The sequence below is a fragment of the Streptomyces noursei ATCC 11455 genome, from assembly GCF_001704275.1.
Lineage (GTDB): Bacteria > Actinomycetota > Actinomycetes > Streptomycetales > Streptomycetaceae > Streptomyces > Streptomyces noursei.
Map to the genome: position 1 here is coordinate 4,879,153 of NZ_CP011533.1, position 24,599 is coordinate 4,903,751.

Sequence of the window (24,599 nt, forward strand, 5' to 3'; positions counted from 1 at the left end):
GAGCGCGCGGCACCCGGCGATACTCAAGGGGTGAGCGAGCACCCCGACTACGACGCGATCGTGCTGGCCGGAGGGGCGGCCCGACGGCTCGGCGGGGCGGACAAACCCGCCCTGCCGGTCGGCGGCCGCGCCCTCCTGGACCGGGTCCTGGCCACCTGCCCCGACGCCGCGGCCACCGTCGTCGTCGGCCCCGCGCGCCCGACCGCCCGCCCCGTGGTCCAGGCCCTCGAAGACCCGCCCGGCGGCGGCCCGCTCGCCGCACTCGACGCCGGGCTGCGGCACACCACCGCCCCCACCGTGCTGGTGCTCTCCGCCGACCTGCCGTTCCTGACGGCCGGGACGGTCCGCGCCCTCCTCGAAGCGGCGACCGCCGGCGGCGATCCACCGCCGGAAGGGGCGCTGCTGCGCGATGCGGAAGGGCGGGACCAGCCGCTGGTGGCCGCGTACCGAACGGCCCCGCTGCGCCGCGCGCTGGACCGGCTGCGGTCCGTCCACGGCGCCCTGACCGGCCTGCCGCTGCGGCCGTTGCTGTCCGCGCTGGCGCTCGTCCGCGTCCCGGACGCCACGTCCACGGCGTCCTTCGACTGCGACACCTGGGAGGACATCGGCACGGCACGTGCCCGGATCAGGGAGCATGGACACGTGTTGGACGAATGGATCACGGCAGTCAAGGCCGAACTGGGCATCGACCTCGATGTCGACACGGCGGCACTCCTCGACCTCGCGCGGGACGCGGCGCACGGCGTCGCCCGCCCGGCCGCGCCGCTGACGACCTTCCTGGTCGGCTACGCGGCGGGCCGTCAGGGAGGCGACGTGGCGGAGCTGTCGCGGCAGGTCGCCGCGCTGGCCGACCGCTGGGCGGCGGAGGCCGCGGCCGAAGAGGCCAGGACGGCGCCGGCGACCGGCTCCCCGGCTGACGAAGCGCAGTCCGCGGAATGACCGAGGGCGAGCACGGCGACCCGTTCGGCGACGAGTTCGCCGACGCGCTCGCCCTGGCCAACGGCACCCCGCCGGGCCGCCGACCCACCGGATCCGGCGACCGGACGCCCGGCGGCGCGACGCCCGGCCCGTACCCCGTCGCCCGCGCGGGATCGCCGCGGCCCGGCGATGATCCGGCGCCCGGCGGCACCGACCGGGACCGCCCCGCCGGGCCCGGCGACGCCCGCGACACCGCCCCCGCCCGCCCCGGCAGGCGGTCCACCGGCCGCTCCGGCACGCCGTGGCGCACGGCCCGAGACATCGCCGAACACGCGGTGCACGAACCGCCCGGCCCCGGGGCGGCCGCGCTCGCCGACGCGCTCGGCCGCACGCTCGCCGCTCCCCTCACGGCCCTCACCGACCTGCCCTCGTTCGACACCTCGGCGATGGACGGCTGGGCGGTCTCCGGCCCCGGCCCCTGGCGCCTGGACCACGCGGCGGACGACACCGGCACCGACCCGGACACCGGCATCCTCGCCGGCCACGCCACCACCGCGGCGCTCCCCGACGGCCATGCCCTGCCCATCGCCACCGGAGCCCGCATCCCGGCCGGCGCCACCGCGGTGCTGCGCAGCGAACACGGCGAGGTCCTCGAACTCCCCGACGGCCGGGCCCGGCTGTACGCGCCGCGGCCGGTGCCACCGGGCCAGGACATCCGCCCGCGCGGCCAGGAGTGCCGGTGCGGCGACCACCTGCTGCCCGCCGGCACGCTGGTGACCCCCGCGATCCTCGGCCTGGCCGCGGCGGCCGGCTACGACGAACTCTCCGTCCACCCCCGGCCCCGCGTCGAGGTGCTCGTCCTCGGCGACGAACTGCTGCGCAGCGGACTGCCCGAGGGCGGCCGGATCCGCGACGCGCTCGGCCCGATGCTGGTGCCCTGGCTGCACGCACTGGGAGCCGAGGCGGCGCCTGTGCGGCACCTCGGCGACGACGCCGACGCGCTGCACGACGCCCTCGCCGGGTCCACCGCCGACGTGGTCCTCACCACCGGTGGCACCGCGTCGGGCCCCGTCGACCATGTGCACCCCACCCTCCGGCGGCTCGGCGCGGAACTCCTGGTGGACGGCGTGGCGGTGCGCCCGGGCCATCCGATGCTGCTGGCCCGCCTCGCCCCGCGCCGGCACCTCGTCGGCCTCCCCGGCAACCCGCTGGCCGCCGTGTCCGGTCTGCTCACCCTCGCCGAGCCGCTGCTCCGTACGCTCGCCGCCCGCCACCCCGCCGCGCCTTACCGGGTGCCGCTGGCCGCCGCGGTCTACGGGCATCCGCACGACACCCGGCTCGTCCCGGTGGCCTACCGCGACGACGACCGGCACGGGCTGGTCGCCGCGCCGCTGCACTTCCACGGGCCCGCCATGCTGCGCGGGATCGCCGCCGCCGACGCGATGGCCGTCGTCCCGCCGGGCGGCGCGGAGCCCGGCACCGAGGTCGAACTCCTCGAACTGCCCTGGCCGGCGGGCTGGTCGGCGGGTTGGCCGACCCCGGACACCTCCTACGACCCCGCAGCCCCCTCCGGAGGCGCCGCGTGAAGCTCCCGTCCCACGACGCCGCGGCCCGCGAGGTCCCCGAGGACCGCTCCCACCGGGTGATACTGCCCCGCCGCACCCCGAAGGCGCCGATACGGCAGGTCGCCCGGCGGCTGACGATGGCCCTGCTGGTGCTCGTCGCGACGGTCTTCATCGTCTGGATCGACCGCGAGGGGTACCACGACAACGCCGGTGGTTCCCTGGACCTGCTCGACTGCGTCTACTACGCCACCGTCACGCTCTCCACCACGGGTTACGGCGACATCGTCCCCTACAGCGCCAGCGCCCGGTTGCTGAACATCCTGCTGGTCACGCCGCTGCGCGTGCTGTTCCTGATCATCCTGGTCGGCACCACGCTGGAGGTGCTGACCGAGCGCACCCGTGAGCAGTGGAAATTGACACGCTGGAGAAACGCCTTGCGCGATCACACCGTCATCGTCGGCTTCGGGACCAAGGGCCGGTCCGCCGTCCAGACCCTGTGCGCCACGGGTCTGCCCCGGGACCGGATCGTCATCGTCGACCCCAGCACCAAGGTCGTCGAGTCCGCGGTGTCCGAGGGGTTCGCGGGCGTGGTCGGCGACGCGACGCGCAGCGATGTGCTGCTGAGGGCCGAGATCCAGCGCGCGCACCAGATCGTCATCGCCACCCAGCGCGATGACACCGCCGTCCTGGTCTCGTTGACCGCGCGTCAGCTCAACAAGCGCGCCAACATCGTCGCCGCGGTGCGGGAGGAGGAGAACGCGCCGCTGCTGCGGCAGTCCGGTGCCGACGCGGTGATCACCTCGGCCAGCGCGGCCGGGCGGCTGTTGGGCCTCTCGGTGCACAGCCCCAGCGCGGGCGCCGTCATGGAGGACCTGATCCAACAGGGCAGCGGCCTGGACCTGGTGGAGCGGCCGGTGGTCAAGTCCGAGGTCGGCAAGTCCGTCCGGGAGACCGGCGACCTGGTCGTCTCCGTCCTGCGCGGCCACCGGCTGCTGGGGTACGACGACCCGGTGGCGAGCCCGCTGCAGGCCGCGGACCGTCTGATCACCATCGTCCGCGCCGCCGCGGAGGAGCCCGCCGTCCCCGGCAAGCCGCCCGGCAAACCGACGCTGCCCGGCACCGGGGTCTCCCCCATGCGTCCGGCGGACGAGTGACGGATCGTGGGACGGGGAGGGCTGCGGACCGGACGTGACGGGCCGTGACCTGTAGCGAAGCCCCGCCCTGCCCTTTCGCCCCATGGCCGGTCGGCGAGTAGCCTCGCGCCCATGCGAGCGATCACAATCCCCGAGCCCGGTGGCCCCGAAGCCCTCGTCTGGGCCGAAGTGCCCGATCCACAGCCCGCAGAGGGAGAGGTCCTGATCGAGGTCGCGGCCAGCGCCGTGAACCGCGCCGACCTGCTCCAGCGCCAGGGCTTCTACGACCCGCCGCCCGGCGCCTCCCCGTACCCCGGCCTGGAGTGCGCGGGGCGGATCGCGGCGGTCGGGCCCGGCGTGCACGGCTGGGCGGTCGGCGACGAGGTGTGCGCGCTGCTGGCGGGCGGCGGCTATGCCGAGAAGGTCGCCGTCCCGGCCGGCCAGGTGCTGCCGCTGCCGGCCGGCGTCGACCTCGTCACGGCCGCCTCGCTCCCCGAAGTCGCCTGCACGGTCTGGTCGAACGTCTTCATGATCGCGCACCTGCGGCCCGGCGAGACCCTGCTGGTCCACGGCGGCGCCAGCGGCATCGGCACCATGGCGATCCAGCTGGCCAAGGCCGTCGGCGCGCGGGTCGCGGTCACCGCCGGTGGCCCCGAAAAGCTGGCCCGCTGCGCCGAGTTGGGCGCCGACATCCTCATCGACTACCGCGAGCAGGACTTCGTCCAGGAGATCCGCAAGGCCACCGACGGCAAGGGCGCGGACGTCATCCTCGACATCATCGGCGCCAAGTACCTCCAGCGGAACGTCAAGGCGCTGGCGGTCGCCGGCCGGCTGGCGATCATCGGCCTGCAGGGCGGTGTGAAGGCCGAGCTCAACCTCGCCGCGCTGATCTCCAAACGCGCCGCGATCACCGGCACGGGTCTGCGGGCCCGCCCGGTGAGCGAGAAGTCCGCGATCGTCGCCGCGGTCCGGGAGCACGTCTGGCCGCTGATCGGCAACGGCCAGGTCCGCCCGATCGTGGACCGGACCCTGCCGATGGCGGAGGCCGCCGAGGCGCATCGCGTCGTGGACGCCAGCAGCCACTTCGGCAAGGTCGTCCTGACCGTCTGAGCGCCGCCCGCCCGTCGCCCCCGGGGCTCCGAACGCCCCTCGCCCCTCCCCGTGCCGGCAGGTCACTCCGCCGATCTGCCCGAGATGCCGCGGTCCCACCGCTGTGTGACGCTGGGCACGTCACTCGACGGCTCGGCACGGGAGGGGCACCGTGGTCGCTGCAGGATTCCGTTCGCGCATTGCCTCAAGTCTGCTGGTGGTCGCCGCCGCCCTGCCCGTCTCCCTGACCGCCGGCCCCGCGCTGGCGCTGGACAGCCAGGCCACCCCGGCCGCCCGCCCCGATGGCCCCACGGACGACCACGCGACGGATCGCGCACTGCCCGCCGGCCGCCTGGGGGAGCTGCACCCCGGCCGTCCCGGCGTGCCCGACCGCCTACCGGACTTCCCCAGCGCCGACGACTTCCGGGACCTTCCGGACCACGCCCTGGGCCTCGCCGGCACCCTGCCCGGTTTCCCGCACCACCCGGGCGGGCCGTTCCTCCATGGATCGCGCCACCACCGGCATCACCCGTTCGGCAGAGTCTTCCCTTGGCGTTCGGACCCTCCGGTCCCCGGTGACAGTGTCAGGGACGACTCCGCGGACGCGGGCGCCCCCGAGCCGTCCGACTCGCCGAGCGCCCCCGTGATCGACCCCGTGCAGCTGCCGCCCGGCCGGTCCGAGCGGCCGACCTCGCACGACGGCGCTCCCTCGACCTCCTCGGAGCCCGGCCCGGCCCCGGCCGAGTCGGCGCTGCCGTCCTCCGAGCGCCCGCGTGACCTCGCCGGCGCCCCCGCTCCGAGCCCCTACGGGCAGGCACCTTCGCCCTCCCCCGAGCGGGAACCGGACAACTCCCTGGCCGGTCCGGAGCCGGCGGCCAGCCCCTACGCCATCGACGCCCCCGGAACCAAGGTCGAGCGGGTTCTCCCGATGGGCGCCGGGATGGCACTCACGGGGCTGGGTCTCGCCTTCCTCGGCCTCCGTCTGCGGCGTCGCTGAGGCCCCGTTCCCGGCGAAACGACGCAACGACGCACCGTGGTTTCACGTGAAACAGCCGGGATGCTGGGGTTTCACGTGAAACCGCACGCCGAGGGAGCCGGGTGAAAGCGGTGTGGCCGCCCGAAGCCGATCCGCCGTTCCGGAAAGGGTGGATCACCTTTTGACAGGGGCACCACCGTTCTAGACGTGCTCGTACGAGAGAATGGCGGCATGGATATGCCGATGAACGAACGGTCGCAGGAGAACCAGCACGTCCTGGTCGTCGGCCCGGACGGCATGGCGCTCGGCAGCGCCGGCTCCGGTGGCGGGGACGAGGGCGACGAGCCCCGTGAGGTGCCGGTGACGGACATGGTCGAGCAGCCTGCGAAGGTCATGCGCATCGGCAGCATGATCAAGCAACTGCTGGAAGAGGTGAAGGCCGCCCCCCTCGACGAGGCGAGCCGGGTGCGCCTCAAGGAGATCCACGCCAGTTCGGTCAAGGAGCTGGAGGACGGGCTGGCGCCTGAGCTGGTCGAGGAGCTGGAGCGGCTCTCGCTGCCCTTCACCGAGGAGTCGGTGCCGACCGAGGCCGAGCTGCGGATCGCCCAGGCCCAGCTGGTCGGCTGGTTGGAGGGACTCTTCCACGGCATCCAGACCGCGCTCTTCGCCCAGCAGATGGCCGCCCGCGCCCAGTTGGAGCAGATGCGTCGTGCGCTGCCACCGGGCATCCCCGCGGACGGGCACCAGGAGCAGCCCGGTCACGGCGGCGCCCGCTCGGGCCCCTATCTCTGATCGCGGCGTCCGGACGCCCACAACGGCCGGAGGGGCCGGCACGCATCACGCGTGCCGGCCCCTCCGCTGTCAGGGTCTGCTGTGGTCAGCTGCTGCGACCGGTCGAGACGGTCAGCTCGATGGTGTCGCCGCTGCGCGGGTCCCACCAACTGACGGCATTGGGCGTCTGGTCCGTGACGGTGTTCTTGGGCCAGAGGCCGTCGTTCACTTCCCTGACCACCCGGTACTTCCACCCGGCGGCCTCGATGCACTGCTTGACCGACTCCAGGTTCTTGCCCTTGAAGTAGGGGAAGAGGACCTTGCCCTTCAGGCTGTCGCTGACGGCCGGCGTCGGGTTGGTGCACTCGGTGACCCGGATCGTCGCCGTCTTGTCTTCGGGGCGCGTGCTGGCGGTGGGCGACGAGGAGTAGGAGTACGAGGACGTCGGGGTGTCGGTGCCACCGCCGCCGCCATCGCTGCCGGCGCTCAGGCCGATGCCGATCGCTATCGCGGTGACCACGACCACGCCCACCACCGCCGAGACGATGACCACCGGGCTGTTGTTCTTCCGGGGCCGTGCCGGCGGCATCGAGCCCGTCACCGGCGCGGGCGGGCCGGGGAACGGCGGCGGCGGGGCCTGGAAACCGGCGCCGACGAACGGCGCGGGCGTCGGGGCCGGGCCGGGCGCCGGCGTGGGGTAGGCGTTGTTCACCGGCGGCGGCGTTGAAGGACCGAAGGCCGCCTGCGTCGGCTGGTACGGCTGCTGGACGTTCGGCGGTGCCGGGGTCTGCGGGTTTCCGGAGGCGGTGGGGAACACCGCGGAGGAGACCGAGGCGCCGCTGGTGCGGGCCCGCGGGCCCTCGCTGATGATCAGCGGCGTCGCCCCGGACTGGCCGGAGCCGGCGATCCGCAGGCACTCGTCCCGCATCGCCTCGGCGGTGGGGAACCGTTCGTTGGGGTTCTTCTTCAGCGCCCGGGTCACCAGCGCGTCCACCGCGGGCGGCAGCGAGCGGTTGATGCTCGACGGGACCGGCGGCTCTTCCTGGACGTGGGCGTAGGCGATGGCCAGCGGGGAGTCCGCGTCGAACGGCAGCTGGCCGGTCAGCAGCTCGAAGAGCATGATGCCGACCGAGTACAGGTCGGAGCGGGCGTCCACGCCGCGGCCGAGCGCCTGCTCGGGCGAGAGGTACTGCGGGGTGCCGACGACCATGCCGGTCTGCGTCATCGACGTCACGCCGGACTGCATGGCGCGGGCGATACCGAAGTCCATGACCTTGACGACATTGCGCTTGGTCATCATGACGTTGCCCGGCTTGATGTCCCGGTGGACCAGGCCCATCTCGTGGCTCGCCTCCAGCGCGGCGAGCACGTCGGCGGTGATTTTCAGCGCCTTTTCCGTCGGCATCGCGCCGTGCTGGGCGATGTCGCCGTCGAGCACGGAGCGCAGCGGCTGGCCGGAGACGTACTCCATGATGATGTACGGGACCATGCCGCCGTCGAGCTCGTCCTCGCCGGAGTCGAAGACCGAGACGATGTTGGTGTGGGTGAGCTTCGCCACTGACTGCGCCTCGCGGCGGAAGCGCTCGCGGAACGCCTGCTCGCGGCCGAGCTCGGTGTGCAGGGTCTTGATTGCGACCTCGCGGTCCAGCACGCTGTCATAGGCGAGGTGCACGGAGGCCATGCCACCTGCACCAAGAAGATCACGAAGCTGGTAACGTCCACCGCCGACCGAACGGCCCTCGAATTGGCCCTGAGCGCCGTCCTGGCTCATCGTCCCGCTTCCCCCTGGGCGCACTGCCCGTATGTCCAGCGATCAAATCTAGAATTCCGCAGCCAAGTCTGCCCCAGGCCACGGACACGTCAAGCTGTGTGCCCGTTCCGTGACCAGATGTGCAAGATCCGGGCACGATCGTGGAGGGTTCGGTCCCTCCGGTCACCCCTGGTGAACTTGCCACTCTTGGTAAGAGGAAGGTTTGATGGCCGGTCCACGACGGACCGGTGGGTGCCGCGGAACCTGTAGCGTGCTCTAGCGAAGACCGAGACCTTACCGCTGTGATGCGGATCGATTCGACGGCGAGGACCGATGGCACCGACGCAGAGCCCCCAGGGGCCGTCCGATCCTGACGCCACCGGCTCCAACGTCCCGGACGCACCGGAGATGTGGGGCAACGGCGGACTGGTCGGTGACGGCCGCTACCGGCTGACGCGCCGGCTGGGCCGTGGCGGCATGGCGGAGGTGTTCGCCGCCGAGGACGTACGCCTGGGCCGTACCGTCGCCGTGAAGCTGCTGCGCGCCGACCTCGCCGAGGATCCGGTGTCCAAGGCCCGCTTCACCCGCGAGGCACAGTCGGTGGCCGGCCTGAACCACCACGCGGTCGTGGCCGTGTACGACTCCGGCGAGGACTTCGTCGGCGGCAACACCGTGCCCTACATCGTGATGGAGCTGGTCGAGGGCCACACCATCCGCGATCTGCTGCTCAACGCCGACGCCCCGCCGCCGGACCAGGCGCTGATCATCGTCTCCGGGGTGCTGGAGGCGCTGGCCTACAGCCACCAGCACGGCATCGTGCACCGTGACATCAAGCCCGCGAACGTGATCATCACCAACAGCGGCGCCGTGAAGGTGATGGACTTCGGCATCGCCCGTGCCCTGCACGGCGCGCAGTCGACCATGACGCAGACCGGCATGGTCATGGGCACCCCGCAGTACCTGTCCCCGGAGCAGGCGCTCGGCAAGACCGTCGACACCCGCTCCGACCTCTACGCCACCGGCTGCCTGCTCTACGAACTCCTCGCGCAGCGGCCGCCGTTCACCGGTGAGACCCCGCTCTCGGTCGTCTACCAGCACGTCCAGGACATGCCGGTGGCGCCCTCCCAGGTCGCCGACTCGGTGCCGCCGGAGCTGGACGGCCTGGTCATGCGGTCGCTGGCCAAGGACCCCGACGACCGTTTCCAGAGCGCCGAGGAGATGCGCGGTCTGGTCCAGTACTCGCTGCAGATGCTGCACGAGCAGGGTGGCCACACCGGCACCTGGAACACCGGTCCGGTCGCGATGCCCGAGGGCGGCCACACCATGGCCCTCCGCGGCGGTGTCGCCGAGACCACCGCGCTGTCCCACCCCGACGCCGGGCAGACCGCGGCGCAGCCGATGCTGGCACCCGGGATGCGGGACGACGACGGCGGTTTCGAGGGCGGCTACCGCCAGGCCAAGGGCGGCCGCGGCAAGGCGTGGCTGATCGCGGTGCTCGCGCTGATCGCCATCGGCGTGGGCGTGGCCTTCGCGCTGCAGAACACCAGCGACAGCGGGCACAAGCCCAAGACGCCGATCACGCAGTCCCCGCAGCCCTCGGAGTCGGACCAGACCACCGAGCCGCCGACGGACGAGCAGACCACCCCGGAGACCTACCCGGGCGGCACCAGCGGTGGCGGGAACACCTACACCCACCGGCCGAGCCGTGAGCCCAGCACCCGGCCGTCGTCCGAGCCGCCCAGCTCGGAGCCGCCGAGCTCGGAGCCGCCGACCAGCACCACCGGCGGGACGACCACCGGCGGGACCACCGACGGCGGCACCACCACCGGCGGTACGACGGACGGTGGCACCACGGACGGCGGGACCACCAACGGTGGGACGACCAACGGTGGCACCACCAACGGTGGGACGACCAATGGCGGGACGACCAACGGTGGTACCAACAACGGCGGCACCACCACCGGCGGCGGTACGACGCCGCTGGGCGGGGCGACCGGCGGCTGACCGAGGACGGGCTGACGCCTCGCGCGTCAGCCCGTGAACGCCCTCCGCACGGCCGGATACGCGCGGGTCCACCACACCGCCAGCGCGGCCGCGGCGGGGAACTGCGGATCGGTGCGTCGGTCGCCGAGCCGGTAGCGCCAGGTGAGCATCCAGAAGTCGTTCAGCCGCTCCCACCAGACCCGGTGGACGGCCGCGGCCAGCTCGTCGGCACCGGCGCCGCACACCCTGCGGTAGGCGCCCGCGTACGCGGCGACCTTCGCCAGGTCCAGCGTCCCGCAGGGGCGGACGAAGAAGATCGCGGCGGCGCGCACCGCCTCCTCGGCGCGGGGCTGGACGCCCAGCCGGTCCCAGTCGACGATCGCGGCCGGTTCGGTGCCGCGGTAGAGCACGTTCAGCGGGTGGAAGTCGCCGTGCACCCAGCCCGCCGGGGGCTCCGCGCCGGGCGCCGGCCGGCGGTGCGCCTGCCGCTCCAGCAGGGTCCGGCGCTCCAGCAGACGGTGCTCGGCGAGCTCGTCGAAGCTGGTGCGGGGACGGGCGCCGCGGGTCAGTGCCAGCAGCTCGTCGATCGTCTCGAAGGTCCGCTCGGGGTCGGCGGCGGCGTCCGTGCCGGGCGGCCGCGGCGGCGCCGGCTCATCGGCCATGACCTGCTCCAGCGTGGTGTGGACGAGCCCGAGCAGGGCGCCGAGCCGGCACGACTGACCGACGGTCAGCACCGCGCCGCTCAGATGCCGGCCCTCGATCCAGGGGTGCAGGGCGTAGCAGCGGCCGTCCAGCACGGTGAAGGTCCGGCCGTCCGCGCCCGTCACGGGAGGGACGACCGGCAGACCGAGCCCGGCCAGCCGGCGGGTGGCGCGGTGCTGCCGGGTGAGGGCGGCGCGGTCGCCGTCGAGGTGGTGTTTGAGGAAGTAGCGGCCGCGGGTCGTGGCGAGGAAGTAGCCGTGGTTGAGCAGCCCCTCGGCGACGGGCTCGCAGGACAGCGGTGCCCCGGCGCTGTCGTAGTGGCGCAGCAGGGATCCGAGGGTGTCGCGATCGGGCGTCGCCGCCGACCGGACTACAGATGAGCGCAGCACGCGCCAGATGTTAGATCAACGTCGCCCAGTGGAGTGGGTGTACCGGAAAGCCTTACAGAGGGTGTGCATATCCGAAGACCGGGACATCCGTGAGGTGATGCAGCGTCACGAACTCCGGCTCTATCCGCAGGAAGACCGGGTCGTACGGGACCCCGTCGGCCAGCCGCGGGGTGCGGCCGAACAACTCCCGTTCGGCCGGGGTGGGTTCGATGACCCGGGCGGTGCCGGTGAACTGCACGGACCAGGTGTCGCGGGCGCCGCTGTTGACGTTGTCGGCCTCGTACGCGACGACGCTGCCGTCCAGTGCGCGGTGGTAGTCGTAGCCGCGGTGCAGCCGCAGGATCACGCGGTCGTCGACGACGATGTGCCGGGTGACGGTGGTGAAGGGGAGCGCCCGGCGGCTCGCCGACACCCGGCCGTAGGGGGTCCTGCTGAGCAGCTCGATGGCACGGAAGACGTCGGTGGGCATGGTCCCACCCTGCCCGCCCGGTGGGGCGGCGGATAGGGGCGGCAGCCCCAGGTCGGAGGGACGTTGGTCCCTGTGTCCGGCCGCGGAATCGCCGCCTCCGCGGCCGTGGCCGGAGTTTTTCTCCTGGTCAGCGCCGTTCGGCCTGCATGCGGGCAACATACGCGGCGGCCTGCGAGCGGCGTTCCATGCCGAGCTTGGAAAGCAGGCTGGAAACGTAATTCTTGATCGTTTTTTCGGCGAGATGGAGCCGTTCGCCGATTGCGCGATTGGTCAGTCCTTCGCCGATCAGATCGAGGATCTTGCGTTCCTGCTCGGTGAGGTTCGCCAGCCGGTCGTCGCCCTTGGCGGTGCTGCCGTCGCGGAGTCGTTCCAGGACGCGGGCGGTGGCCACCGGATCGAGCAGTGATTTGCCGGCCGCCACGTCGCGGACCGCCGAGAGGAGTTCGCTGCCCCGGATGGCCTTGAGGACATAACCGGACGCACCGGCCATGATCGCATCGAAGAGGGCCTCGTCGTCGGCGAACGAGGTGAGCATCAGGCATTTGATGTCCTCGTTCTGCGAGCGGATCTCACGGCAGACCTCGACACCGCTGCCGTCCGGGAGCCGGACGTCGAGCACGGCCACGTCCGGACGCGTCGCAGGGATCCTGACCAGCGCATCAGCCGCGGTGCCGGCCTCGCCGACCACCTCGATGTCTTCCTCGACCGTGAGCATTTCGTGGACGCCCCGCCGGACCACTTCGTGGTCATCGAGCAGGAAAACCGTGATTTTTCCGTCTTCGCGCACATCCCCAGTCTCACACATCGACTCTTCCCGTGCTCCAGGTCACCGATATAACGTGCCGTTGTCCCGGCGGCCTGCAACGCTGTGACCAGGAGTTGTTCCCAGCCTTCGCGATTTACTTGGAAATCCAAGCAAAATCGCAGGTCAGCGCCATTTTCACTTCGGCTTTGACAATGGGTAACGTGCAATGAGCAGGCCACTCCGGGGCGCTTTGTTCCACCCGGATCCGGCCGCGTTCGCACACACCCCGTGCGCCGTATCGGATACCGGGTGAGCCGCAAACGGCCACCGGCGGACCCCGGGGGCCGGACAGACGGAGGAGCAGCACGTGACCGTGGAAGGCACTGCCGAGCGGAAAACCGCCCGCGGCGGCAGCAAGCGCACCACCGCCAAAAAGGCGACGCCGACGAAAAAGGCGACGCAGTCCGGGACCAGGAACAGCGCCCAGCCGGACGAGGCGGAGCAGGACCAGCTCGTACAACTGCTGACCCCCGAAGGGAAGCGGGTCGAGCACCCGGATTACGCGATCGACCTCTCTCCCGAGGAACTGCGAGGTCTGTACCGCGACATGGTGCTGACCCGGCGTTTCGACGCCGAGGCGACCACCCTCCAGCGTCAGGGCGAGCTGGGCCTGTGGGCCTCGCTGCTGGGCCAGGAAGCCGCCCAGATCGGCTCGGGCCGCGCGCTGCGCGACGACGACTATGTCTTCCCCACCTACCGGGAGCACGGCGTGGCATGGTGCCGCGGCGTCGACCCGACGAACCTGCTGGGCATGTTCCGCGGTGTCAACAACGGCGGCTGGGACCCCAACAGCAACAACTTCCACCTCTACACCATCGTCATCGGGTCGCAGACGCTGCACGCGACCGGCTATGCGATGGGCGTGCAGAAGGACGGCGCGGATTCCGCGGTCATCGCGTATTTCGGTGACGGCGCCTCCAGCCAGGGCGACGTCGCCGAGTCCTTCACCTTCTCCGCGGTCTACAACGCCCCGGTCGTCTTCTTCTGTCAGAACAACCAGTGGGCGATCTCCGAGCCCACCGAGAAGCAGACCCGTGTCCCGCTCTACCAGCGCGCCCGCGGCTTCGGCTTCCCCGGCGTCCGGGTCGACGGCAACGACGTCCTGGCGTGCCTGGCGGTGACCAAGGCGGCACTGGACCGGGCGCGCACCGGCCAAGGCCCCATGCTCGTCGAGGCGTTCACCTACCGGATGGGTGCCCACACCACCTCCGACGACCCGACGCGGTACCGCGCCGACGAGGAGCGGCTGGCCTGGGAGGCCAAGGACCCGATCCTGCGGCTGCGGAAGTACCTGGAGGCCGAGGGCTTCGTCGACGACGCGTACCTCGCGGCGATCGACGAGGAGAGCGAGACCCTGGGCAAGCGGGTCCGCGATGCCGTACGGGCGATGCCCGACCCGGACCACATGGCGATCTTCGAGAACGCCTATGCAGACGGGCACGCGCTCGTCGACGAGGAGCGCGCGCAGTTCGCCGCCTACCAGGCGTCGTTCGCCGACGCCGAAGCCGCCGCGGAGGGGAACTGACCATGGCCGTCCACGAGAAGATCACCATCGCCAAGGCGATCAACGCGTCGCTGCGCGCCTCCATGGAGGCCGACCCCAAGGTCCTCGTGATGGGCGAGGACGTCGGAAAGCTCGGCGGCGTCTTCCGGGTCACCGACGGACTCCAGAAGGACTTCGGCGAGGACCGGGTGATCGACACCCCGCTCGCCGAGTCCGGCATCATCGGCACCGCGATCGGCCTGGCCCTGCGCGGCTACCGTCCGGTCGCCGAGATCCAGTTCGACGGCTTCGTCTTCCCCGCCTACGACCAGATCGTCACCCAGCTCGCGAAGATGCACGCGCGGGCGCTGGGCAAGGTCAAGGTCCCGGTCGTCATCCGCATCCCCTACGGCGGCGGCATCGGCGCGGTCGAGCACCACTCCGAGTCCCCCGAGTCGCTCTTCGCGCATGTCGCGGGCCTCAAGATCGTTTCTCCCTCGAACTCCTCCGACGCCTACTGGATGCTCCAGCAGGCCATCGCCGGCGACGACCCGGTCATCTACTTCGAGCCCAAGCGCCGCTACCACGACAAGTCGCGCCTGGACACCGAGTCGATCCCGGACCCGCTGCACAAGGCCCGGATCACCCGGCCCGGCTCCGACCTCACGCTGGTCGGCTACGGCCCGATGGTGAAGGTCTGCGAGGACGTCGCCAAGGTCGCCGCCGAGGAGGGCAAGTCGGTCGAGGTCGTCGACCTGCGCTCGATCTCCCCGATCGACTTCGACACCGTGCAGTCCTCGGTCGAGAAGACCGGCCGGCTGGTCGTGGTCCACGAGGCGCCGGTCTTCTTCGGCTCGGGCGCGGAGATCGCCGCCCGGATCACCGAGCGCTGCTTCTACCACTTGGAAGCACCGGTGCTGCGGGTCGGCGGCTTCCACGCCCCCTATCCGCCGTCCAGGCTGGAGGACGAGTACCTTCCGGGGCTGGACCGGGTGCTCGACGCCGTTGACCGCGCGTTGGCGTACTGAGGGCTGAGGAGAGTCGTGACCATGACTGCAGGGACCGCCGGCGCCGCGAACACGCAGCGCATCCGCGAGTTCAAGATGCCCGACGTGGGCGAGGGCCTCACCGAGGCGGAGATCCTCAAGTGGTATGTCCAGCCCGGTGACACCGTCACCGACGGCCAGGTCGTGTGCGAGGTCGAGACCGCCAAGGCCGCCGTCGAACTGCCCATCCCCTACGACGGGGTGGTGCACGCGGTGAACTTCGACGAGGGCACCACCGTCGACGTCGGCACCGTGATCATCTCGGTCGACACCGACCCGGGTGCCGGGCCCGTCGCGGACCAGCCCGGTGCCGCGGCGTCCACCGCGACCGCGGAGGAGGACGAGGAGCCGCAGGGCCGGCAGGCGGTGTTGGTCGGCTACGGCGCCGCGCCGTCCTCGACCAAGCGTCGGGCCCGCAAGCCGCAGCCCGCGGTGCCGGCCCAGACCGAGCCGGTGAGTGTCGGCCTCCAGGCCGAGCTGAACGGGCGCTCCGCGCCGGCGCCGGTCGCCACCCCGGTGGCCGTGCCCGCGCCGCCGGTGGTGCCCGCCGCCTCCGCGCCGGTCGCCGAGCGGCCGCTGGCCAAGCCCCCGGTCCGCAAGCTCGCCAAGGATCTGGGTATCGACCTGGCGACGGTCGCCCCGACCGGGCCGGGCGGCGTCATCACCCGTGACGACGTCTACGCGGCCGCCGCACCGACCGCGGCGGCACCGGCCGTCGTGCCCGCCGCACCCGAGGTGGGCGTCCCGGCCACGGCTCCCGTGGTCGCCTTCGACGCCGCCCGTGAGCGGCGGGTGCCGGTCAAGGGCGTGCGCAAGGCCACCGCGCAGGCGATGGTCGCCAGTGCCTTCAGTGCGCCGCACGTCACGGAGTTCATCACCGTCGACGTGACCCGGACGATGAAGCTCGTCCAGGACCTGAAGCAGGACCCGGACATGGCGGGGCTGCGGGTCAATCCGCTGCTGCTGGTCGCCAAGGCGTTCCTGGTCGCGATCAAGCGCCACCCGGAGGTCAACGCCTCCTGGGACGAGGCGAACCAGGAGATCGTCTACAAGGACTACATCAACCTCGGGATCGCCGCGGCCACCCCGCGCGGCCTGATCGTCCCGAACATCAAGGACGCGGGCGTCAAGACGCTTCCCCAGCTCGCCACGGAGCTGGGCGAGCTGGTGGCCACCGCCCGCGAGGGCAAGACCTCTCCGGCGGCGATGTCCGGCGGCACGGTCACCATCACCAACGTCGGCGTCTTCGGCGTCGACACCGGGACCCCGATCCTCAACCCGGGGGAGTCGGCGATCCTCGCCGTCGGCGCGATCAAGCTCCAGCCGTGGGTCCACAAGGGCGAGGTCAAGCCGCGCCAGGTCACCACCCTCGCGCTCTCCTTCGACCACCGTCTGATCGACGGCGAGCTGGGCTCCAAGCTGCTCGCGGACATCGCGGCGATCCTGGAGCGGCCCAAGCGGCTGATCACCTGGGGGTGAGCCGCCGGGACTGACCGTCCGGGCCGAGCCCGTGACGGCGGCAGGGGCGGTGTTTCACGTGAAACGGTCGGTGCGTTTCACGTGAAACACCGCCCCTTGTCGTTGCTCAGCCCCGAACGAGCTCGACCGCGCGGCTGAAGTGCGCCACCGGTCCGGTCGGAGCGGACGGGTCCGCCTGCGCGGCGCCACGGGTCAGTGCGGCGCCCGCCCATACGGCGGCGACGATCAGGGCCAGCACGACGGCGTTGCGGGCGCGGTGGCCGGTGTGCGTCCTGGACTGCATGGTCAACTCCCCTTGTCCGGTGGGCCGTATCGGCTCCGTACCTCTATTCACCCATGGGATTCGGGCCCGATCCGTACGCGTCAGGTACGGACTCGCCTACGCCTTGAGTCGGACCGGGGATCCCCCTGGGGTCCCCCCTCTCGGCAGGGGCGGGCCCCCGGAAAGGGGTTTGCCGCAGCTGCCCCGGCTGTTTACGGTCGGTGAAATGAGCAGTCACACGGTCATTCGGCGCTATCGGGAAGCAGATCAGGACGCGGTGTGCGACCTGTGGTCCAGGGCGTCGCGGCAGGCGCATCCGTTCATCGAGGGGGAAGGCGAAGGAGAACGGGCCCGGGTCCTCCGCGAGGTGTATCTCGTCCAGGCGGAGAACTGGGTCGCCGAGCGGGACGGGTCCGTCATCGGACTGCTCGGCCTGTTGGGCGGCGGCGAGGACGGCGGTGTCGAGATCGGCGGGCTGTTCGTGGCGCCCGAGGCGCAGGGCGTCGGCGTCGGCCGGGAGCTGGTGGAGCACGCGGCGGCGCGCTACGGCGCGCTCACCCTTGAGGTCTTCGAGGAGAACGCCGGCGGGCGGCGGTTCTACGCGGGCCTGGGCTTCACCGAGCGCGGGCGGCGGATCGACGACCGGACCGGCCACCCGCTGATCGCCGTGGCACGCGAGGCGCCGCTGCGCTCGGTGTCCTGGCTGCATGTCCGTGACGGGCGGCTGCTGAGCGTCCGGACGCGGGGGAACGACACCTTCTACCTCCCCGGCGGCAAGTACGAGCCGGGGGAGACCGCGCGCCAGGCGCTCGCCCGGGAGCTCTCCGAGGAACTCGGCCTGCGCATTCCCGCCGAGGAGCTGTCGGAGGCGTTCGTCGTCCATGACGTCGCGCACGGCAAGAACGGCCGGCGGCTGCACATGACCTGCTTCACCGGCGGTCCCCAGGACATCGACCCGGCTCCCGGCCGGGAGATCGCCGAGTACGCGTGGTTCGACCGCGAGGAGTCCTTCGTGCGCTGTGCGCCGGCCCACCGCCAGGTGGTGGACCGTCTGGTCGCGCAGGGGCGGATGGCGGCCTGAGCCCGCGCCGGCCGGCGCCCCGGTAGGGTACCGGCCGGCCCCCCATAACGCTCCTACCAGGACAAATGCCCCGCTGATCGTCCGCATCGCGGAACGGCGTATCGGACGCATACCTGTTGTATCTATCCTGTGCACATGCCATCAGCGTCCACCTCCACCGCCCCCACAAGGGAGACCGGTCCCGTTCCCGCGAAACAGCCGCCCGCCGCCGAGCGGGTCTACACCCACATCAAGGACGCCGTCCTGGAACGCCGCTACGAGGGCGGGATGCTGCTCACCGAAGGCGAGCTCGCCGACGCGGTGGGGGTCTCGCGCACCCCGGTCCGCGAGGCGCTGCTGCGGCTGGAGGTCGAAGGGCTGATCAAGCTCTACCCGAAGAAGGGCGCGCTGGTCCTGCCGGTCTCCGCGCAGGAGATCGCCGATGTCGTCGAGACCCGGCTGCTGGTGGAGAAGCACGCGGCGGCCAAGGCCGTGCCCGCCGGCGAGGCACTGATCAACGAGCTGAGCGAACTGGTGGAGACCATGCGGGAGCAGGCCGCGGCGGGCGACCTGGCCGCCGTGTCGGTCACCGACCGCGCCTTCCACGCCGCCATCGTGCGCAGCGCCGGCAACCAGATCCTGGATCGGCTCTACGAGCAACTGCGCGACCGACAGCTGCGGATGGGCGTCGCGGTGATGCACGCCCACCCCGACCGGATCGCCAAGAACATCGCCGAGCACACCGAAATCCTTGAGGCGCTGCGGGCCGGTGACGCCGAGGCCGCCACCGACGCCGTACACCGGCACGTCAGCTGGGTCCGCAATCTCGCGCAGGGGGACCAGCGATGAGCAGCAGTGCCGACGGCATCGCCGGAAGCAGCGGTTCCACCGGAGGGGGCATAGGTGGCGGCATAGTCGGGGGCGGCGCCCGGCTGCTGCCCTCGGATCCGCCCGGCGGCCGGAAGGCCATAGCCGTCTGGGGCATCGGCGTCGCGGTCTACTTCGTCGCGATCACCTACCGCACCAGCCTCGGCGTGGCCGGCCTGGATGCCGCCCACCGCTTCCACATCAACGCCTCCGCGCTCTCTACCTTCTCGATCCTCCAACTGCTGGTGTACGCCGGGATGCAGATACCCGTCGGCCTGCTGGTCGACCGGCTGGGCGCGAAGAAGGTCCTGGCCCTCGGCGTGGTCCTCTACACCGCCGGCCAGTTCGGCTTCGCGTTCTCGGACGCGTACGGCATGGCGCTCGGCTCGCGGGCGCTGCTGGGCTGCGGTGACGCGATGACCTTCATCAGCGTGCTGCGGCTGGGGGCCCGATGGTTCCCGGCCCGCCGCGGGCCGATGATCGCCCAGATCGCGGCCCTGGTCGGGATGGCGGGCAACCTGATCTCCACGCTCGTGCTGGCCCGGCTGCTGCACACCTTCGGATGGACGACGACCTTCGCCGGCAGTGCCCTGGGCGGCATCGCCGTGCTGGCCCTGCTGTTGCTCTTCCTCAAGGACCACCCCGAGGGGTTCGCCCCGCCGCCCGCGCCCCGCGAGCACAGCGGTGCGGCGTTCGTCCGCCGGCAGATCGCGAACGCCTGGTGCGAGCCCGGCACCCGGCTGGGCATGTGGGTGCACTTCACCACCCAGTTCCCGGCGATGGTCTTCCTGCTGCTGTGGGGACTGCCGTTCCTCGTGGAGGCACAGGGCCTCTCCCGCGGTATGGCCGGTGAACTGCTGACCCTCGTCGTGCTCTCGAACATGGCCGTGGGCCTGGTCTACGGGCAGATCATCGCCCGCCATCACGCGGCCCGCCTGCCGCTGGCGCTGGGCACCGTCGCGGCGACCGCGCTGGTGTGGGCGCTCACCTTGTGCTGGCCCACCACACACGCCCCGATGGGCCTGTTGGTCATGCTCTGTGTGGTGTTGGGCGCCTGCGGCCCCGCTTCGATGATCGGCTTCGACTTCGCGCGGCCGGCCAATCCGCCGGAGCGTCAGGGCACCGCGTCCGGCATCGTCAACATGGGCGGCTTCACCGCCTCGATGACCACCCTGCTCGCCGTCGGCATCCTGCTCGACGCCACCGGAGACAACTACCGGATCGCGTTCGCCTCGGTCTTCGTGCTGGAGGCGCTCGGTGTCACGCAGATCCTCCGGCTGCGCAGCCGTGCGGCCCGGCGTGAGCGGGAACGTCTGGTCGTCAGCAGGGTCGAGGCCGTCCACGTCCCGGCCTGACGCGGCCGAGGCCGGTGTGCCACCGCGGCAACCGTTTCACGTGAAACCAAGGAGATCGTTTCACGTGAAACGGGTAACTCCCTGCGCACCGTCCGGCCGACGGCCCGTGGTTCGGGCCGGCTGAGGACCGCGTCCGGTCAGCGCCGCCGGTTGTCCGCCGGCTGCCGTCGCGGGCTCCGTTACGGCGTCACCGCGAGGTTGTCGAGGATGGCTCGGGCCAGCTCGTGGTCACCGTCGATCTTGACCTGCTCGGCGACCGTCGACGGACGGACCCGGCCGCAGGCCAGCTGGTGGAAGGTGTCCCAGTCCATCGCCAGCGTCACCGTCGGGCCCAGCGAGACGCTGCCGTCGACGGTCGCCTTCCCCTCGGCGTCGACCCGGACGGTGCGCATGAACTCCACCGGACCGCTGATGTCGAAGACCACCGTCGAACTGGCCGGCGCCTTGGCCCGGTTGGTGACGATGCCGGGCAGGACCCGCACCAGCAGATCGCGGGCCACCAGTGCACCGGGCGAGTCGAGGTTGCCGGGCTGCCCGAGCGTGCGGCGCAGGTCCTGCTCGTGCGCCCAGACGTCGAACGCCCGCTGCTCCAGGATGAATTCGAGCGTGCGGTCCTCACCGAGCGGGCTGCGCACCACGGTGTCCGGCTGGCGGGTCTCGTTCCGCAACTGCCGGGAACGCCGGATGACGGTGTACTCGAGCTCGCTGAGCATCTCCGGTGCGGTGTGGTGCCGACGGACGTCGACCTGGACCTCCATCCGGCGGGCCGACTCGCTGCGGACGTGGTAGAGGTCGCGGGGCAGCGTGTGGATCGGCCGGGGGTCGCCCAACATCTCGCATTCCAGGCCGATGACATGGGAGACGATGTCGCGCACGGACCAGCCTGGGAGGTCCGTCGCCCTGTTCCACTCACCCTCGACGAGCGGCGTCACCAGCTCGGTTATCGCTTCTATGGAGTGCGTCCAGGCATCGATGGAGGACTGAAGGCTGGGATGGACGGTCACGGGACCCCTCGAACGGTTCGTACGCGGGCTGCTGTCTGGCAGTTAAGTTACGCTGCGCACGGGCACCCCGGCAGTGCTTTCGGGTGACCATCGTAGGCGGATGTTCGACGGCCGGGCCGGTCGAAAGCGTTGCCGGTGGTACTGTGCGCGATTCGCCTCCCCGGATTGGTGCGGAGCCGACGAAACCGGTCAACCGGCGCCCGATTCGGGGGGTTTGACCGGTACGCCTGGCACCTCCTCAGTCGTCCTCGCGCTCCCGCTCCGCCATCCGGATCACCGAGACCGCGACGGCGATCAGCAGCGCCGGATCCGCGTCCTCCCGTACGACGTTGACCGCGTAGGTTTCGCGCATGGTCAGCCAGCGCCGCGAGATCTCGGCGAGCAGCTCACCGTCGTACTCGACCGCGAACTCCCGGTCCAGGATCTTGCCGCTGACGTCCAACTCGGTGCCGTCGACCAGCTCGACGCGGTAGTGATGGCGCAGCAGCGACAGCCGCTTGCGCTTGATCGTCGCCAGCGGCTGGTCGTCCCGCTCGATGGTCATCGCATCGCGCAGGCTGAACATCTTCTTGCGGATGGTGATCAGCACCCGCCGCTCGGTGTCCTTGAGCTCGAAGGTCTCCCGCAGGCGGAGCGCCTTCCCGTCCACGAGGAAGGCGTGCCGCCCGTGGTCGTCGTCGACCCAGTAGTCCTCGCCGATGCCGAAGATCCGGTCGTGCACGAAGTACTTGCGGGAGCGCGGGGAGTGCCCCCCATGGGATTGCAGCATGGGTGACGTGTTCCCCCTGCCCCCTGCGGAATGCGTGCGCACCGGAGTGACGTTGAATGTCCACATGGCTTCACGTGCGCGCGTCCGGGCCCCCGAGCTGATCGGCAAGGGCGGCTGGCTCAACACCGGCGGAACTGACCTCACCCTCTCTGACCTGCGGGGACGCATTGTCATCCTCGACTTCTGGACGTTCTGTTGTGTGAACTGCCTGCATGTCCTGGACGAGCTGCGGGAGCTGGAGGAGCGGCACCGCGACTCGGTCGTGATCATCGGCGTGCACTCCCCGAAGTTCGTCCACGAGGCCGAGCACCAGGCCGTGGTGGACGCCGTCGAGCGGTACGGCGTCGAGCACCCCGTCCTCGACGACCCCGAGCTGGCGACCTGGAAGCAGTACGCGGTGCGGGCCTGGCCGACGCTGGTGGTGATCGACCCCGAGGGCTACGTCGTGGCCCAGCACGCGGGCGAGGGCCATGCGCACGCCATCGAGAAGCTCGTCGAGGAGCTGATCGCCGAGCACACCGCGAAGGGCACGCTGCGGCGCGGCGACGGGCCGTACGTACCGCCGGAGCCGGTCGCCACCGACCTCCGCTTCCCCGGCAAGGCGGTGCGGCTGCCCGGCGGCACCTTCCTGGTCTCCGACACCACCCGGCACCAGCTGGTGGAGCTGGCGGCCGGCGGCGAGCAGGTGGTGCGCCGGATCGGGACCGGCGAGCGCGGGCTGGGCCCGGACTCCTTCAACGAGCCGCAGGGGCTGGCGCTGCTGCCGGACGGCACGGTCGCCGTCGCGGACACCGTCAACCACGCCATCCGGGTCTTCGACCCCGCGACCGGCACCCTGGAGACCGTGGCCGGCACCGGCAAGCAGTGGTGGCAGGGCTCGCCGACCTCGGGCCCGGCGCGCGAGGTGGACCTCTCCTCGCCGTGGGACCTCGCCTGGTGGCAGGACCGGCTGTGGATCGCGATGGCCGGGGTGCACCAGATCTGGACCTACGACCCGGCCGACGGCACGGTGGCGGTGGCGGCCGGCACCACCAACGAGGGGCTGGTGGACGGCCCCGCCGCCGAGGCGTGGTTCGCCCAGCCGTCCGGGCTCGCGGCGGCCGGCGACCGGCTGTGGATCGCCGACTCGGAGACCAGCGCGGTGCGCTGGATCGAGCGCGCCGCGCACGGCGACCCGGCCGCCCCGGGTGACGGCTACGTCGTCCGCACGGCCGTCGGCACCGGGCTCTTCGACTTCGGGCACCGCGACGGCGCGGCCGAGCAGGCCCTCCTCCAGCACCCGCTGGGGGTGACCGCGCTGCCCGACGGCTCGGTCGCCGTCGCGGACACCTACAACCACGCGCTGCGCCGCTACGACCCGACGAGTGGCGAGGTCACCACGCTCGCGACGGATCTGCGGGAACCTTCCGCGGCGGTCCTCGTCGACGACGACATCGTGGTGGTGGAGTCCGCGCGCCACCGGCTGACCCGGCTCCGGCTCCCCGAGGAGGCGGTCCGCGTGGAGTCGGTGGCGCACCGCACCCAGCGCGCCGCCATCGACGTCGCCCCCGGCACGCTCCGCCTGGACGTGGTCTTCCAGGCCCCGGCCGGCCAGAAGCTCGACACCCGCTTCGGCCCCTCGACGCGGCTGCTGGTCAGCGCCACGCCGCCGGAGCTGCTCGCCGACGGGTCGGGCGCGGGTACGGATCTGGCGCGGGACCTGGTCCTCGCGGACGGCGTGACCGAGGGCGTGCTGCACGTCTCGGCGATGGCCGCGTCCTGTGACGACGCCCCGGACATCGAGTACCCGGCCTGCCATGTGCACCAGCAGGACTGGGGCGTTCCGGTCCGGATCGCCGAGGACGGCGCGGCCCGCCTGGGGCTGGTGCTGGCGGGGCTGGACGCGGAATAGCCCCGGCCGGGGCCGGGCCAGGCCGACCCGTGGGGAGTGCGGGAGGCCGGTGCGCGGGGTCCGTTACCCGACGCCGGCTTCCAGCTTGGCGGCGGACAGGCTGCTGTACCAGTTGGTGACCTTGCTCTGGCCGACGGAGATCGTGGTGCGCTTCTCCGCGAAGTCGTACGTCACCGGCGACCCGGTGGTCCGGGAACCCTCGGACCGGCCCATGAACTGGACGGCGACGTTCTTCTGCGTGGTGCCCAGCGCCGCGGGCGTGGTGGTCGGGATGACCGCGTAGGCGGTGCTGTGCGGGCGGAGGGTGACGAGGTGACCCGAGCCCGGCTTCACCATCGGCAGCGGCGTCTTCGCCTGGTTGAAGGACAGCAGTGGCGCGTTGTACAGCGTGCAGCTCAGCGTGCTGGAGGAGTTCTGGTATCGCACGGTCACGTAGCCCTGGGGCCTCGTCTGCTGGCTGAACTGGAGCCGGGCCGTGGTGAGGTTGCAGTTCGACACGTGCCGGCCGGCCACCGCGCCGGCGCCCGCACCCGCCGCCGCACCGCCGATGATCTTGCGCTTCTTGCTCTTGGAGGACGAGGAGGACGAGCTCTTCTTCGACTTCGAGGAGGTGCTGTTGCAGCCGGTCAGGGCGAGCGAGCCGGCCAGGCCGAGAGCCAACGCGGCGTACGCGGCGGAGCGGCGGCGGGTGCGGCGTGCGGTCATGGAAGGTTCCCCCAGAGAGGTACTGCGGACAGCGAGGCGGCTAGGGCGCTTCTGATGGATCTCCGCGGCGTCGCGGCGCCTGCCACGCACGCTCGCGGCGTTGCCGAAATGCCCCCATAGCTCCGCTA

Annotated in this window: 22 protein-coding genes; 14 read left to right on the plus strand and 8 right to left on the minus strand. The window is 71.8% G+C overall.

Features of this window, described 5'->3' with window-relative positions; genetic code table 11:
- The first annotated feature begins 30 nt into the window (after window positions 1-30).
- From SNOUR_RS20620 to SNOUR_RS20645, 6 genes are all read left to right on the plus strand, one after another.
- Entirely contained in the window at window positions 31-939 is a 909-nt protein-coding gene (locus tag SNOUR_RS20620; protein WP_067349339.1) for an NTP transferase domain-containing protein, read from the plus strand.
- Window positions 936-2,504: a molybdopterin molybdotransferase MoeA gene (locus SNOUR_RS20625; protein ID WP_067349342.1), complete on the plus strand. Its 1,569-nt coding sequence runs from the start codon at window positions 936-938 to the stop codon at window positions 2,502-2,504. The genes SNOUR_RS20620 and SNOUR_RS20625 overlap by 4 nt, the downstream gene beginning before the upstream one ends.
- Complete coding sequence (locus SNOUR_RS20630; RefSeq protein ID WP_067349345.1) at window positions 2,501-3,637, plus strand: potassium channel family protein; 1,137 nt, start codon at window positions 2,501-2,503, stop codon at window positions 3,635-3,637. The genes SNOUR_RS20625 and SNOUR_RS20630 overlap by 4 nt, the downstream gene beginning before the upstream one ends.
- Window positions 3,638-3,748: 111 nt before the next feature.
- Window positions 3,749-4,726, plus strand: a complete 978-nt coding sequence (locus SNOUR_RS20635) for an NAD(P)H-quinone oxidoreductase (protein WP_039634838.1) — start codon at window positions 3,749-3,751, stop codon at window positions 4,724-4,726.
- 151 nt (window positions 4,727-4,877) lie between these two features.
- A complete protein-coding gene (locus SNOUR_RS44725; RefSeq protein WP_159425888.1) occupies window positions 4,878-5,702 on the plus strand; it encodes a hypothetical protein in 825 nt (274 codons plus the stop codon).
- 210 nt (window positions 5,703-5,912) lie between these two features.
- Complete coding sequence (locus SNOUR_RS20645; RefSeq protein ID WP_174717883.1) at window positions 5,913-6,473, plus strand: bacterial proteasome activator family protein; 561 nt, start codon at window positions 5,913-5,915, stop codon at window positions 6,471-6,473.
- Between the two features lie 85 nt (window positions 6,474-6,558).
- On the opposite strand, the gene SNOUR_RS20650 is transcribed toward SNOUR_RS20645, so the two are convergent.
- Window positions 6,559-8,223 carry a Stk1 family PASTA domain-containing Ser/Thr kinase gene (locus SNOUR_RS20650; RefSeq protein WP_067349350.1) on the minus strand — a complete coding sequence of 555 codons (1,665 nt, stop codon included), beginning with the start codon at window positions 8,221-8,223 and terminating at the stop codon, window positions 6,559-6,561.
- Window positions 8,224-8,535: 312 nt separating this feature from the next.
- On the opposite strand from SNOUR_RS20650, the gene SNOUR_RS20655 reads away from it, so the two are divergent.
- Complete coding sequence (locus tag SNOUR_RS20655; RefSeq protein ID WP_067349353.1) at window positions 8,536-10,206, plus strand: protein kinase domain-containing protein; 1,671 nt, start codon at window positions 8,536-8,538, stop codon at window positions 10,204-10,206.
- Window positions 10,207-10,232: 26 nt separating this feature from the next.
- Here the strand turns inward: SNOUR_RS20655 and SNOUR_RS20660 are convergent, their stop codons facing one another.
- The 3 genes from SNOUR_RS20660 to SNOUR_RS20670 all read right to left on the minus strand — a co-directional run bounded on the left by SNOUR_RS20660 (window position 10,233) and on the right by SNOUR_RS20670 (window position 12,532).
- A complete protein-coding gene (locus SNOUR_RS20660) occupies window positions 10,233-11,276 on the minus strand; it encodes a phosphotransferase (RefSeq protein WP_067349356.1) in 1,044 nt (347 codons plus the stop codon).
- 52 nt (window positions 11,277-11,328) lie between these two features.
- A complete protein-coding gene (locus SNOUR_RS20665; protein ID WP_067349359.1) occupies window positions 11,329-11,745 on the minus strand; it encodes a pyridoxamine 5'-phosphate oxidase family protein in 417 nt (138 codons plus the stop codon).
- 127 nt (window positions 11,746-11,872) lie between these two features.
- Window positions 11,873-12,532, minus strand: coding sequence for a response regulator (locus SNOUR_RS20670; protein ID WP_067349361.1), 660 nt, complete (start codon window positions 12,530-12,532; stop codon window positions 11,873-11,875).
- Window positions 12,533-12,857: 325 nt separating this feature from the next.
- On the opposite strand from SNOUR_RS20670, the gene pdhA reads away from it, so the two are divergent.
- The 3 genes from pdhA to SNOUR_RS20685 are packed head-to-tail and all read left to right on the plus strand — an operon-like array spanning window position 12,858 to window position 16,558.
- Window positions 12,858-14,075: a pyruvate dehydrogenase (acetyl-transferring) E1 component subunit alpha gene (gene pdhA, locus SNOUR_RS20675; RefSeq protein ID WP_067349363.1), complete on the plus strand. Its 1,218-nt coding sequence runs from the start codon at window positions 12,858-12,860 to the stop codon at window positions 14,073-14,075.
- Window positions 14,076-14,077: 2 nt separating this feature from the next.
- Window positions 14,078-15,061, plus strand: coding sequence for an alpha-ketoacid dehydrogenase subunit beta (locus tag SNOUR_RS20680; protein ID WP_067349365.1), 984 nt, complete (start codon window positions 14,078-14,080; stop codon window positions 15,059-15,061).
- A gap of 21 nt (window positions 15,062-15,082) precedes the next feature.
- On the plus strand, window positions 15,083-16,558 hold the full coding sequence (locus SNOUR_RS20685; protein ID WP_067358560.1) for a dihydrolipoamide acetyltransferase family protein: 1,476 nt from the start codon (window positions 15,083-15,085) through the stop codon (window positions 16,556-16,558).
- Window positions 16,559-16,664: 106 nt separating this feature from the next.
- On the opposite strand, the gene SNOUR_RS47210 is transcribed toward SNOUR_RS20685, so the two are convergent.
- Window positions 16,665-16,841 carry a hypothetical protein gene (locus SNOUR_RS47210; protein ID WP_167739061.1) on the minus strand — a complete coding sequence of 59 codons (177 nt, stop codon included), beginning with the start codon at window positions 16,839-16,841 and terminating at the stop codon, window positions 16,665-16,667.
- Window positions 16,842-17,046: 205 nt separating this feature from the next.
- On the opposite strand from SNOUR_RS47210, the gene SNOUR_RS20690 reads away from it, so the two are divergent.
- The 3 genes from SNOUR_RS20690 (at window position 17,047) to SNOUR_RS20700 (ending at window position 20,102) form a co-directional block, all read left to right on the plus strand.
- Complete coding sequence (locus SNOUR_RS20690) at window positions 17,047-17,901, plus strand: GNAT family N-acetyltransferase (RefSeq protein WP_067349368.1); 855 nt, start codon at window positions 17,047-17,049, stop codon at window positions 17,899-17,901.
- Between the two features lie 135 nt (window positions 17,902-18,036).
- On the plus strand, window positions 18,037-18,729 hold the full coding sequence (locus SNOUR_RS20695; protein ID WP_067358564.1) for a GntR family transcriptional regulator: 693 nt from the start codon (window positions 18,037-18,039) through the stop codon (window positions 18,727-18,729).
- Between the two features lie 119 nt (window positions 18,730-18,848).
- A complete protein-coding gene (locus SNOUR_RS20700) occupies window positions 18,849-20,102 on the plus strand; it encodes an MFS transporter (RefSeq protein WP_067358562.1) in 1,254 nt (417 codons plus the stop codon).
- Between the two features lie 179 nt (window positions 20,103-20,281).
- On the opposite strand, the gene SNOUR_RS20705 is transcribed toward SNOUR_RS20700, so the two are convergent.
- The gene (locus SNOUR_RS20705; protein WP_067349371.1) at window positions 20,282-21,106 is read right to left on the minus strand and encodes a maleylpyruvate isomerase family mycothiol-dependent enzyme; all 825 of its coding nucleotides are present in this window, start codon (window positions 21,104-21,106) and stop codon (window positions 20,282-20,284) included.
- 238 nt (window positions 21,107-21,344) lie between these two features.
- Window positions 21,345-21,875: an LURP-one-related/scramblase family protein gene (locus SNOUR_RS20710; RefSeq protein ID WP_067349374.1), complete on the minus strand. Its 531-nt coding sequence runs from the start codon at window positions 21,873-21,875 to the stop codon at window positions 21,345-21,347.
- A gap of 64 nt (window positions 21,876-21,939) precedes the next feature.
- Here SNOUR_RS20710 and SNOUR_RS20715 point away from each other — a divergent pair, with 64 nt between their 5' ends.
- Window positions 21,940-23,766: an NHL domain-containing thioredoxin family protein gene (locus SNOUR_RS20715; RefSeq protein ID WP_067349377.1), complete on the plus strand. Its 1,827-nt coding sequence runs from the start codon at window positions 21,940-21,942 to the stop codon at window positions 23,764-23,766.
- Between the two features lie 63 nt (window positions 23,767-23,829).
- On the opposite strand, the gene SNOUR_RS20720 is transcribed toward SNOUR_RS20715, so the two are convergent.
- Complete coding sequence (locus SNOUR_RS20720; RefSeq protein WP_067349379.1) at window positions 23,830-24,471, minus strand: DUF4232 domain-containing protein; 642 nt, start codon at window positions 24,469-24,471, stop codon at window positions 23,830-23,832.
- Window positions 24,472-24,599: the final 128 nt, after the last annotated feature.